The following is a 12,769-nucleotide window of genomic DNA, read 5'->3' as shown; positions in this document are numbered from 1 at the left end:
AGCGGTGCAAGTTATTCGCGTTCACTCTCCGCCATGGCCGCCTCCATGCGTTTGGAGCATGCGATCGGCGAATCGCTAGGTGGCTTCGCTGCATTTTTTTCATGCTTGCCCATGACCCAGGCCATAGCAATGATGGCGATGCGCTAGCGAAAGGATGTGCTCGCGTAGCTCAACGTTGCGATCTTCGCGCACGCACTAGCGCTATTGCCGATGGCTAGCAAGGCCGGGGCTCGCTGACACCACGTCCGATCCACTCGCGCACCAGCGAAAGACATAGTGGTGTGCGCACCATTTTTTCGCAGTGCATCCTTAGATCGGGTCGTTCCTGGACATTTCATGTCCATGAAAAATACTGAATCCGGAGGTATCCATACGCAGCAAGCGTTATGCGGATGAATGCAAGGCGGTCCGTCGCCGGCTTTTTTCCCGCTGGGGGCCGGCAAGCGCAGCCTCGGGGGACCGCATGATAAGGTGGCAATAGCCGCGTATCCTGCGCTTATGGCGGTGGCGGGGCATGCCTAAAAATCCCACGCACCGCCTGCTCCCGCCAGCACCTGGCCCACCTTCGATCACACAACGCCCGCCATGCCCGACTATCGCTCCAAGACTTCCACCCACGGCCGCAACATGGCGGGCGCCCGCGCACTGTGGCGCGCCACCGGCATGCAGGACGCCGATTTCCACAAGCCGATCATCGCCATCGCCAATTCCTTCACCCAGTTCGTGCCGGGCCACGTCCACTTGAAGGATCTCGGCCAGTTGGTCGCGCGCGAGATCGAGCGCGTCGGCGGCGTGGCCAAGGAGTTCGACACCATCGCCGTGGACGATGGCATCGCCATGGGCCATGACGGCATGCTGTACTCGCTGCCCAGCCGCGAGATCATCGCCGACTCGGTGGAGTACATGGTCAATGCGCATTGTGCAGATGCGCTGGTGTGCATCTCCAACTGCGACAAGATCACGCCCGGGATGTTGATGGCCGCCTTGCGCCTCAATATTCCTACCGTGTTCGTTTCCGGCGGGCCGATGGAAGCGGGCAAGACCAAACTCGCCGATCACAACCTGGACTTGATCGATGCGATGGTGATCGCCGCCGATCCCAATGCCTCGGACGAAAAAGTCGCCGAATTCGAGCGTAGCGCCTGCCCCACCTGTGGCTCGTGCTCGGGTATGTTTACCGCCAACTCGATGAATTGCCTCACCGAAGCGCTTGGCTTGGCCCTGCCCGGCAATGGCACCGTGGTCGCCACGCATGCCGATCGCGAGCAGTTGTTTCTCAAGGCTGGACGCACCGCCGTCGAGTTGTGTCACCGTTGGTACGGTGCAGAAGATCCGACCGCCCTGCCGCGTGGCATCGCGACTTTCAAAGCCTTTGAAAATGCGATGACCCTGGACATCGCCATGGGTGGTTCCACCAACACCATCTTGCACTTGCTCGCCGCCGCGCAGGAAGCCGAGGTGCCATTCACCCTGCAAGACGTGGATCGTCTGTCGCGGCGCGTGCCGCAGCTGTGCAAGGTCGCGCCGAACACGCCGAAGTACCACATCGAGGACGTGCACCGCGCCGGCGGCATTGTCGCCATCCTCGGTGAACTGGCGCGTGGCGGCTTGCTGCACACCGATCAATCCACCGTGCACAGCCGCAGTCTGGCTGACGCCATCGCTCAATGGGATGTCGTGCAGAACAACGACGATGCCGTGCACACGTTCTACAAGGCTGGTCCGGCAGGGATTCCCACGCAGATTGCCTTCAGTCAGGCCACGCGCTGGCCGAGCCTGGATACCGACCGCGCCGCCGGTTGTATCCGCGCGGTGGCACACGCCTATTCGCAGGAAGGTGGCTTGGCGGTGCTGTATGGCAATATCGCCCGCGACGGCTGCGTGGTGAAGACCGCTGGCGTGGACGAATCGATCCACGTCTTCGAAGGTAACGCCAAGGTCTTCGAGAGCCAGGAAGCAGCGGTCAAAGGCATCCTGGCCGACGAAGTGCAGGCCGGCGACGTGGTGGTGATCCGCTACGAAGGCCCCAAAGGCGGCCCCGGCATGCAGGAGATGCTGTATCCCACCTCGTATCTGAAGTCCAAGGGCCTGGGCAAACAATGCGCGCTGCTCACCGACGGCCGTTTCTCCGGTGGCACTTCCGGTCTGTCCATCGGCCACGCCTCACCCGAAGCCGCGGCTGGCGGTGCCATCGGCCTGGTCCGCGACGGCGACAGGATCCTCATCGATATCCCCAAGCGCCGCATCGATCTGCTGGTCTCCGACGAGGTACTGGCTGCCCGCCGCGCCGATCAGGATGCCTGTGGCTGGAAACCGGCCGAACCGCGTCCGCGCAAGGTCAGCACCGCGCTGAAGGCGTATGCGCTCCTGGCCACCAGTGCCGACAAGGGGGCGGTGCGGGATCGGGCAATGCTGGAGGGGTGACGTCGATTACGCTGCCGCATCGGATCGACTGCTCTGGCTCACATGTTGGCGCAACACCCCGCAGATCGGCTCGCCTCGTGGGCACCATGATGTCGCGCCACAAACTCGATCGGGACCGGAAGCTGTGGTCGATCTCCGCGTGGGCCGCATCGCACTGCCCTGCACGACATGCTGCTGCGTACAACCTATGGAGATGAGGTCATTGCTTTTACTGGCGTTCTGCTCGTCGACGAATAGGACAGCGTGCTCGTCATCGCCAAAAGATCGTTGAAATTCCGCCAATGCCAATGCCAATGCGCAGCACACATTGAGAAACGCCTCAAAATCATGTTGATGGCGTTTTCTTGATCTTGTGGTTTTATTGGTCCCATCCGAAATACGGTGCTTGGCGAAAATCGCTTCGTTTGATTTTTAGTGACTCCAAGCCCGATGTATGGCTCATATCAATGTGCGCTTTCATCGCGAAGGCGCACTGGTTGCAGCTCTTTCGTCTGGTGCAGTTTCCGATCTCACTCACAGTCCTCAGCATGGATCGAGCTGGGCGCGGTCATGATCCTAGCGTCGACGATCAGGCCGCCACCCAGACTCCGGCCCTTGCCCCACCGCGATGGGTTGACTCGGTCGAGCAGCGCGATTGCGCTATCAAACCACCGAGGCCACCTGCCACACTGGTAATCTTCTACCATCGTCCACTGGCGTGGCGTTACTGTGTCCATCACGATCAACTTCGATCTGTACCCATATGAACACCACGGCCCCCAGCATTGCATCTCCTCTACGGCTATTCGTGGCACGTGTCCTGGTCGTCATGACGCTCGGCGGGTTGGCGTTGCTGGCCTGGCAATTGTCCGAACTGCTGTTGATCGTGTTCGGTGCCATCGTCGTCGGTGTGCTGTTGCACGGCCTGGCGTCCGTACTATGTAAACGGCTGCCGGTACCGGAGTGGGTAGCGCTTGCGTTGGTGATCTTGTCGTTGCTGCTGGCGTTGTCGGCAATCGTGCTGCTGTTCGGCTCGGAAGTCGCAGCGCAGATCGATGCCTTCCGTACCACCCTGCCGGCAGCCTGGAACAAGTTCCATGCCTGGTTACAATCCGGCCCGCTGGGGCCGCAGATTGATCGTATCCCCGAACAATTACGCAATGGTGCATCGACCCTGGCCGCGCATGCCGGCGCCATCGTCATGTCCGCTGGCGGCGGCCTCACCAACGCGGTGCTGATGATGGTCGGCGGCATCTATCTGGCCGCGCAACCACGGCTGTATCGGCAAGGGTTGCTGCGGCTGCTGCCGCGCGACCAGCGTGGTGTTGCCGATGCGGCCTTGGGAGCCAGCGGCCAGGCCCTGCGTGCCTGGCTTGCCGGTCAACTGTTGGCGATGGCGGTGATCGGCACGTTGACCGGGGTGGGCTTGTGGCTGCTGGATGTGCCAGTGGCACTTGGGATTGGCTTGCTGACCGCGTTGCTGGACTTCATTCCGATCGTCGGCCCGATCGCGGCGGCGGTCCCGGCGATTTTGCTGGGCTTCACCGTCAGTCCGCAGGTGGCGCTGGGTGCGTTACTGCTGTTCGTGGTGCTGCAGCAACTGGAGGGGCATGTGCTGCAACCGCTGATCCAGGCACGCGCGGTGGATCTGCCCCCGGCGCTGCTGCTGTTCTCGTTGTTCGGGATCGGCATGCTGTTCGGGCCGATGGGTGTGGTCCTGGCAGCGCCCCTCACGGTTGTGACCTACGTGCTGATCAAGCGCCTGTACGTCCAGCATGCGCTGGGCGATGCCGAGGCAGCCGAGTCCGCCGCGCCGACGGCGTGATGCGGGCCAGGGAGAGCCGGTGGTCGTCGCGCGGCTGAACCCGCATGACGCGATTCCAAGAGCCTGTGAGACGCATACTGAACGCGTCATACATCTCTCGCGCCATGTGCTTCCGATTGTCATTCACCCAGCCCACACTGGCGGGTGCCCTTTCCCGCCGTTCGTGACATCGTGAAAAAATCGCCTCAGGACCCGACGTCCACACCCACCGACCCCACTCCCGAGAACCCGCAACGCCGGCGCCTGCTCGGTGGCATGGCCTTGGCCGGCGGCGCGCTGGCGATTGGTCCGGCGCAGGCGCACACCGACACCGCGCGGCACAAGCCCCAGCGTGCGCTGTCGGCGACTGCGGTGGACCGGCACTTGCGGGAAAAGATCCAGCATGTCGTGGTGATTTACGCGGAAAACCGCAGCTTCAACAACTTGTTCCCGGATTTTCCCGGACTGCAACACCCAATGTCGCAGGTGACGCCGGCGCAGGCGCGGCAGGTCGACCGCGATGGCAATGTCCTGGATGTCCTGCCGCCGATCTGGGGCGGATTGGCACCAGAGGAACAAGTGGTGGAGCACCGTCGCTACAAGATCGGCGAGGACGCGATTGGGCCGTTGCCCAACGCGCCCTATCCACTGCGCACGGCCGATGGCAAGCCCTTGCCGCATGGCGTGGTGACCCGCGATCTGGTCCACCGGTTTTACGAGAACCAGATGCAGATCAACGGTGGCCGCAACGACCGCTTCGCGGCCTGGAGCGATGCCGGTGGTTTGGTGATGGGCCACTATGGCGATGCCCCGGCGACCTTGCGGCTGTGGAGCCTGGCGCGCGAGTACACGCTGTGCGACAACTTCTTCATGGGCGCGTTTGGCGGTTCGTTCCTCAATCACCAATACCTGGTGGCCGCACAAGCACCGTATTACCCGAACGCCGATAAGAGCCCGGCGCGGCTGCAAATCAGCAAATTGGCCAGCGACCGGCCCGACGAAATCCATCTGGCGGAGCAGGAAGATTCGCCCGGTTCCGCCCTCAACGGCAAACCGCGCTTCGTGCGCAGTGGCGCGTTGACCCCGGATTTCTGGGCGATCAACACCATGAGTCCGCCGTTCCAACCCAGCACCAGCCAGGATCCGACGCGCCGGGATTACGCCGCAGCGGACAGTCCCAACACCTTGCCGCCGCAGACCCATCGCCACATCGGCGACGCACTCGACGCCAAGGGCGTGGAGTGGGCGTGGTATGCCGGCGGCTGGGGTCTGGCAGTGCAAGGCAAGGGCGACACCGGCGACACCAGCGAGTTCCCGACCAGTCCTAATTTCCAGATTCACCACCAGCCGTTCAACTACTTTGCCAATCTCGCCCCCGGTACGCCTGCGCGTGCGCGACGCTTGCGCGACGGTGGGCTGGGCGACAGTGCTCCGGAGAACCGCTTCCTCGCCGACGTGCAGGCCGGCACGCTACCAGCCGTCACCTTCTACAAGCCGCAGGGCAACCTCAACATGCATGCCGGCTATTCCGATGTGGCCGCGGGTGATCGCCACATCGCGATGGTGATCGATGCCCTGCGCAATAGTCCGCTGTGGGAGAAGACCGTCGTCTTCATCACCTTCGACGAAAACGGTGGCTGGTGGGATCACGTAGCGCCACCGAAAGCCGACCGCTGGGGTCCTGGCTCGCGTATCCCGGCACTGGTCGTCTCGCCTTACGCCAAGCGTGGTCATGTCGATCACACCGTGTACGACACTGGCTCGATCCTGCGCTTCATCAGCCGCCGTTTCGGGCTGGAGAAACTACCTGGTCTGGCCGAGCGGGAGCGGACGATGCAGGCCGCCAGTGGCGTGGTCCCGGGCGATCTGACCGCTGCGCTGGACTTCGGCTAAGCCAGGTCGGAGGCCACCCTGCGAGCAGCAGCACGCCGCTGCGAGCGTGCTGCATGCGGCGGATTGCATCGGCAGTGGTGTAGCGGCAGAACCGGCTCAACCGGCGCTGACGCTCACCCCGCCGCGCTGGCGGCGGAACAGCAGCAACGTGCAGCTCAGGCCGATCAGCGCCGCCAGCGACAGCCACAACGCTGGCGCGGCCGGGCTGTGGGTGGTGTGGATCAGCCACGTGCACACGACCGGTGTGAAACCGCCCATCGTCGCCGTGGCCAGACTGTAGGCCAACGAAAAACCGGTGGTGCGTACCTCTGTCGGCATCAATTCGGTCAAGGCCACCACCATCGCGCCGTTGTAGGTGCCATACAGGAGCGACAGCCATTCGCCGACCAGCAGCAGCCGCGCGAACGAAGGAGCATCGACCAGCCAACGTAGCGCCGGCCACACCGTCAGCAGCATGGTCACTGTGGCGAACACCAGCAACGGCTTGCGACCGATGCGATCACTCAGCGCGCCCATTACCGGCAGCCACAGAAAGTTCGATAGACCGATGCAGCCGGTGACCACCAGGCTGTCCAGCTCGCTCAAGTGCAGCTCCGAGCGGCCGTAGGTCGGCATGTAAGCGGTGATCAGATAGAACGACACCGTGGTCATCAGCACCAGCCCGACGCTGGCCATCACCAGCCCGGCGTTGGCGCGCAGGGACCGGGCGATGCCAGCCATGTCCGGTGCCTGGCGCGCGGCGAACTCCGGTGTTTCTTGCAGCGAACGGCGGATCAGGAAGATCAACGGCACGATCAGGCTGCCGATGAAGAACGGCACGCGCCATCCCCAACTGTCCATCATGCTCTCGGGCAACAGCGTATGCAGGCCGACGCCGAGTGCCGCAGCAAACACCACCGCGACCTGCTGGCTGGCCGATTGCCAGGCCACATAAAAACCGCGCCGGCCCGGCGTGGCGATCTCGGCCAGATACACCGACACCCCGCCCAGTTCCGCGCCAGCAGAAAAGCCCTGTAGCAGACGGCCCAGCAACACCAGCACCGGCGCGAGCATGCCGATGCTGGCGTAACCGGGCATAAAGCCGATCAGCAACACACCCAAGGACATCAGGCCCAGGGTCAGGATCAGACCCTTGCGACGCCCATGCCGGTCGATGTAACCGCCCAGCACCAAAGCGCCGATCGGACGCATCAGGAAGCCCGCGCCGAACGTCGCCAGCGACATCATCAGCGAGGCGAATGCGCTGTCTGAGGGGAAGAACGCATGACCGATGGCGGTGGCATAGAAGCCATAGACCATGAAGTCGTACATCTCGAGAAAATTGCCGGTGACCACACGGAACACTGCGGCGGCGCCATGCGGTGAAGCATTCATCGGGGCAGTGGGAGTATCGGAAGACGTCATCGGTCGTGGTCTGCTGAAGATTAAGAGTCATCGCCGCGCAACAACACGCAAACGCTGCGGCCGGACTTGCGCGCTGTCACAGTACAACACGCCATATATGCCCACCGCTAGATGTAACACGTCATGCTCGGGAGCTACGGTGGCGGAGGTCATATCCACAACAGTCTATCCATGCAGTGGTGCTCAGGCTTCTGAAGACATTGCAGATGAAACGGTCGAGCAAGACAGCACGCTTGCATCGGACCGATGATGACCGGGCTTTTCCTGTTGTGGATGCCCAATGACGACCGTGTTGGGGTAGTAACAGTCAAATGATTTATCGGGAGAGTGAGTTGCTTTTATTAGCCGATGAGTGGGTTTGAGGCTGGCGAGGCGGTGTGTGTCGTGGTTTCGACCATCGATGCACCTCAGCAGCGCCGTCCTGGCGGCAACGCTGCGAGTTGCAGATGTTAAAGCAACAGGATCCGGGTGGGGATGTCGTAAATTTGCAGGGAGGGCGTTAACCGCAGCGCTTGCGGATACCGGATGAGCCCGTCTGTCAAGCCTGCATCCGCTGCGTGGATGAATGCCATCGCACCGACGTGGAGCGCCACCCTTGGCGTTGGCGAGGTGATCCCCATACCGTGCGGTGCCGGCAGTGGGCCGGTCCTCACATCCGGATACGCGTATGACTCCGCAAGAGCAGCAGCTTCTCGAAGACTTCCTGGCGCGCTTGCGCAGCGCCAGCGGGGTGGTCAAAGACCCGCAGGCCGACGCGTTGATCCATGCGCGTCTGGCAGATCAGCCCGATGCGGCTTATTTGCTGGTACAGCGATCATTGTTACTGGAACACGCGCTGGAGGCCGCCAAGGCGCAGATCGCGCAGTTGCAGCAAGCCACCCCACCGCCGCCGCCAGCGACCAGTTTCCTGGGCCAGGGCTTCAATGCCGCGCCACCGCCGGTGCCGTCCGCGCCTGCGCCTGCGGCACCTGGGTGGCGGGAGCGTTTGTTCGGTGGTGGCGCGGCGACGCCCGAACCTGCGCCTGCGGCGGCCCGTGGTCCAAGCTTCCTCAGCACGGCCGCCACCACCGCAGCCGGCGTGGCCGGCGGCATGTTCTTGTTCGAAGGTGTGGAAAGCCTGCTGGGTGGGCGCCACGGTGGCTTCTTCGGCGGTGGTGGTGGTGGACAGCAGGGGGTCGTGGTCGAGAATGTCACCAACAACTACTACGACGCACCGATGCAGGATGATCAGGACGTAAGCCAGGATGATCAGGACGATACCGACATGGGCGGCGACGACTGGGTCTGAGAGGCGTCGGGTATCGGGCATTGCCGGCGCCTCGGTTCACCTGCGCCGAGTGCTTCGGTCCAAGTGCCGTCATGATCGGCGCGTGCGCAGGCGATGCGCACGCGCCGATTCAGTGTGGTCGCCGCGACAGGGCGCGACAAAGCGTGCGCGATCTCTGCGCCATTGGGGTTAGGCCGTCGCCGCTGGCATGTGGTCGTCCGTGGCAGTGGCGTTCTCGTTGTCGAGTGGACACGCGTATTTCCCGGACCGGGGGGCGGATCGCCATGAGACACCGTCTGCCTCGCATCGACACGAGACGGCCACCATCGCCACGATGCGATGTCGTGGTTGTCCGCATGCCGCTGCATGCGCGGTGATTGTGCGTAGTTGCGCATCAGAGTGCGGCAATATGCACAAGTGCCTGCGGTTGCGGGCGCGCACAATGCCTGGGCGCTGCGCGTCGCACGATGACGTGCGGCTTTCCGCCATCTGACGAGTGCTCTATGCCCCAGTCCCGGTTTCCGCAACGCGTGGGCGTTGTGTTGTTCCTTGCGCTGCTGTTCGTGGCGTGCCCGATGCGGTCGCTGCACGCGCAGGCCACGCGCTATCGCGAGGCGCCGCCGCTGCTGCTCGGTGCGGCCTGGTATCCGGAACAGTGGCCGGAGCCGCAATGGGAGCACGATCTGGCGCTGATGGAAGCCGCGCATGTGCGCATGGTGCGGATCGGTGAGTTCGCCTGGAGCCGGATGGAGCCGCGCGAAGGGCATTACGACTTTGCCTGGATGGACCGCGCGATTGCCGCCGCCGCCCGCCATCACATCATGGTGGTGCTGGGGACCCCGACCGCCGCGCCGCCGGCATGGCTGACCCAGGCCTATCCGGAGACCTTGCGGGTGAGTCAGGACGGTGTGCGTGACGAACACGGCAACCGGCAGCATTTCTCCTTCGCCAGTACGCGCTACCGTCGGTTCGCGCACGCCATCGCCGAGCAGATGGCCCAGCGCTATGGTCACACTGCCAATGTGGTCGGCTGGCAACTGGATAACGAGTATGCGCAGGCCTCGTTCGATCCCGAGGCCAAGGCGCAGTTCCACGCGTGGCTGCAACGCAAGTACGGCAGCATCGACGCATTGAACCAGCGCTGGGCGACCGCGTATTGGAGCCAGACCTACAACGATTTCGGGCAGATCCCGGTGCGCGAAAACGAAGAGAACCCGGCCTTGCTGCTGGAGTGGAAGCGCTTCGTCAGCGACACCTGGGCCGATTATTCGCGCAACCAGATCGAGGCGATCCGCCCGCATGCCGATCCGCGCCAGTTCATCACCACCAATACCATGGGCTGGTTCGCTGGTTTCGATGCCTACACCGTGCATGCTCCGCTCGATATCGCCGCCTGGGACGATTACGTTGCCGGCGAGCGCTACGATTGGGTGGACAATGCCGTGCGTCACGATCTTGCCCGTGGTTACAAGCGGCGCAATTTCTGGGTGATGGAAACCCAGCCGGGTTTCGTCAACTGGCGTCCGACCAACATGGCGTTGCACAAGGGCGAAGTGCGGGCGATGGCATGGCAGGCGGTGGCGCATGGCGCCGATGCGGTGTCGTACTGGCAGTGGCGCGCCGCGCCCAACGGGCAGGAGGAATACCACGGCACGCTGGTCGGCGCCGATGGCGAGCCGGTGCCGGTGTATGCCGAGATCCAGCAGATCGGTGCCGAGTTCGCCAAGGCCGGTGCCGCGCTGGCGGGGACCACACCGCAGGCGCAGGTGGCCTTGATCAACGACTTCGACAGCCGTTGGGCAATCGGTTTCCAGAAGCATGCGGCCGATTTCGATCCGGTCGCGCAGATGAAGGCGTTTTATCGTCCGCTGCGGCAGCAGGCGCAGGTGGTCGACGTGGTTTCGGCGCTGGCACCGCTGGATGGCTACAAGTTGGTGGTGGCGCCTTCGCTCAACGTACTCAGCCAAGTGCAGATAGAGCGGCTCAAGGCCTATGTCGAACACGGTGGGCATTTGGTGTTGGGGCCGCGCAGCGGCATGAAAAACAGCGACAACGGCCTGTATCCGCAGCGCCAGCCCGGTCCGCTGGCGACGTTGCTCGGTGGCCGTGTGCAGCAGTTCTACGCCTTGGAGACAGCGATTCCGGTTGTCGGCGACGGCGCCGATGGCAACGCCAAGATCTGGGCGGAACAGTTGCAGGCGACCCGGTCCGACACCGATGTACCGATGCACTATGGCACGGCCAACGGTTGGTTGGATGGTGCTCCGGCGCTGTTGACGCGGCGTGTCGGCAAGGGCCGTATCACCTATGTCGGGGCTTGGTTCGACGAGGCCACGCAGGATCGCCTCACCGCTGCGTGGTTGCGTCAGGCGCAGGTGCGTGCGCCGCTGGCGGATGTGCCGGCGGAAGTGGAGGTGGGCGTGCGTAGCGCTGGCGCGCGCCGTATCGTGGTGCTGATCAATCACGGTACGGTTGCGCAGACGGTGCGCCTGCCGGTACCGATGCGCTCGCTGTTGCATGCGGACGCCGCCAGCGAGGTGGTGCGTCTGGACCCTGACGACGTGGCGGTAATGGAGCAGGGCCGCTAAGCATGCGCCAAGCTCGTGGGCTCGTCCGCAGCGTTGCGGGAGATGGGGGGGCGCGTGCACACCGGCGTGGCGGTGAGTCTTGCGTGCGCTGGACGTGGATGTCGCAGCGCTGCAGAACCCTAGCCGCACGGCGCTGCCTACCGCGCTGGCGAACCAAGCGCAGACATCAGCGCGGGCGATCCTGCCGCCCGCGCTGTGTCTGTGTCATCCGCATGCTTAGACTCTCAACTCCCACCAAGTGCAACGCCGCGCAATCACGTAATGCATGCATGCCAATCGCGTCATGCACAGCAAAACTCCGCCGCCGGTTGGATTCTGCGTGGTGGCACTGACATCGGCAACGCGGCAGCCCGTGACGCGATTGGCAGTCGCGCGTATTAACGGTTGTTGTCTTTAACTTTACGGATAGATGTTTAGCATTGTGTTGGTAATATAAATAGTTGTACTAGTAATATTCTTGTTAGGCACTTTGTAATAATGCGAGGACAGGTTGTTTATACGCTGACCACCTCCTGTGCAGTCGGTTGAGCTCAAGGCATACACACTGTAACTATAGCCGTATAATATTGCTGGGCCATCGCTTTCACCGGGGCTTGCCACGGATATACACGCCCATCCGTTAGGATTATTTTCGTTTTGTATCCAAACGCCTTTCACGTTGGAGTTGTCGTTTTTTATATGAACCTGCACAGCTTGTGCGCTAAACGATGTGGAGGCACTTGCCGCCAGTGCGAACACGGTGCACAGCGCGGCTTTGCGGAAATGACGAGTGGCAGAATATGTTGTCATGATGATTGCGCTCAATTTGATGGGGGAATGCTGCTTGTTTGTCAACTGTTGGGGACACTGCACTAATGGAATGTGCTGGTAATTATTATTAAATTACTTGCCATTGCGTCTACCGCAAAGTAAATATTTATAGGAAATTTGGAGTAAGCTTCACAAATATATTGTGAAGCACCTGCTGCAACGGTTTCCAGGTGCAGCCGCATTGTTCCTGCCTGCCAAGAGGCGCACCATGGGATGCTACGCAATGCATGCTTAAACTCAACTTCCAAGAGCAACGCCGCGTAATCACCGCAATCACGTAGGGTGTATGTATGGGAGAAAAATATCGCCAGATGAGTTTCGAGGAACGCGCGTTGCTGCAGATCGAGCTCGGCAACGGTGCGAGCATCCGCCCCATTGCGCGCCGACTCGGACGAAGCGCATCCACGTTGTCGCGTGAAGTGATACGCCAGAACGAGCCTGTGTACACTGCCAGTCTCGTGGCAAAGCGCTATCGGCAGTATCCTAGCGCTTGTGTTGGAGGGCTTTACGCGACAGATGAAGAAACTTCCTCATTTTCTGCTTGGTAGCCTGACCTGCGATCTTGGTACTGAGATAATGGTTATCCAGAGCTGATGAAGC

Annotated in this window: 7 protein-coding genes and 1 pseudogene; 6 read left to right on the top strand and 2 right to left on the bottom strand. The window is 62.3% G+C overall.

Going from position 1 to position 12,769, the window contains the following annotated elements; genetic code table 11:
• Positions 1-114: 114 nt before the first annotated feature.
• A pseudogene (locus XANALMUS060_RS21240) lies at positions 115-311 on the bottom strand (IS3 family transposase); the annotation flags it as partial.
• A 274-nt stretch (positions 312-585) separates the two neighbouring features.
• Here XANALMUS060_RS21240 and ilvD point away from each other — a divergent pair.
• From ilvD to acpA, 3 genes are all read left to right on the top strand, one after another.
• Positions 586-2,424 (top strand): dihydroxy-acid dehydratase, encoded by a 1,839-nt coding sequence (ilvD, locus tag XANALMUS060_RS08755; RefSeq protein WP_045738062.1) that lies wholly within the window; start codon positions 586-588, stop codon positions 2,422-2,424.
• Positions 2,425-3,232: 808 nt separating this feature from the next.
• Positions 3,233-4,228: an AI-2E family transporter gene (locus XANALMUS060_RS08745; protein ID WP_045738106.1), complete on the top strand. Its 996-nt coding sequence runs from the start codon at positions 3,233-3,235 to the stop codon at positions 4,226-4,228.
• Positions 4,229-4,399: 171 nt separating this feature from the next.
• A complete protein-coding gene (acpA, locus tag XANALMUS060_RS08740) occupies positions 4,400-6,100 on the top strand; it encodes an acid phosphatase (protein WP_045738060.1) in 1,701 nt (566 codons plus the stop codon).
• Between the two features lie 96 nt (positions 6,101-6,196).
• On the opposite strand, the gene XANALMUS060_RS08735 is transcribed toward acpA, so the two are convergent.
• On the bottom strand, positions 6,197-7,504 hold the full coding sequence (locus tag XANALMUS060_RS08735) for an MFS transporter (protein ID WP_152640444.1): 1,308 nt from the start codon (positions 7,502-7,504) through the stop codon (positions 6,197-6,199).
• Positions 7,505-8,171: 667 nt separating this feature from the next.
• Between XANALMUS060_RS08735 and XANALMUS060_RS08730 the strand changes: the two genes are divergently transcribed.
• From XANALMUS060_RS08730 to XANALMUS060_RS21940, 3 genes are all read left to right on the top strand, one after another.
• The gene (locus XANALMUS060_RS08730) at positions 8,172-8,792 is read left to right on the top strand and encodes a DUF2076 family protein (RefSeq protein WP_045738058.1); all 621 of its coding nucleotides are present in this window, start codon (positions 8,172-8,174) and stop codon (positions 8,790-8,792) included.
• Between the two features lie 482 nt (positions 8,793-9,274).
• Entirely contained in the window at positions 9,275-11,359 is a 2,085-nt protein-coding gene (locus tag XANALMUS060_RS08725; protein ID WP_045738057.1) for a beta-galactosidase, read from the top strand.
• A gap of 1,100 nt (positions 11,360-12,459) precedes the next feature.
• Entirely contained in the window at positions 12,460-12,717 is a 258-nt protein-coding gene (locus tag XANALMUS060_RS21940) for a helix-turn-helix domain-containing protein (RefSeq protein WP_343122971.1), read from the top strand.
• Positions 12,718-12,769 lie beyond the last annotated feature (52 nt).

It is taken from the genome of Xanthomonas sp. MUS 060, from assembly GCF_000963215.1.
In the GTDB taxonomy this organism is placed as follows: Bacteria; Pseudomonadota; Gammaproteobacteria; order Xanthomonadales; family Xanthomonadaceae; genus Xanthomonas_A.
This window is presented reverse-complemented; position numbering and strand designations above follow the sequence as displayed.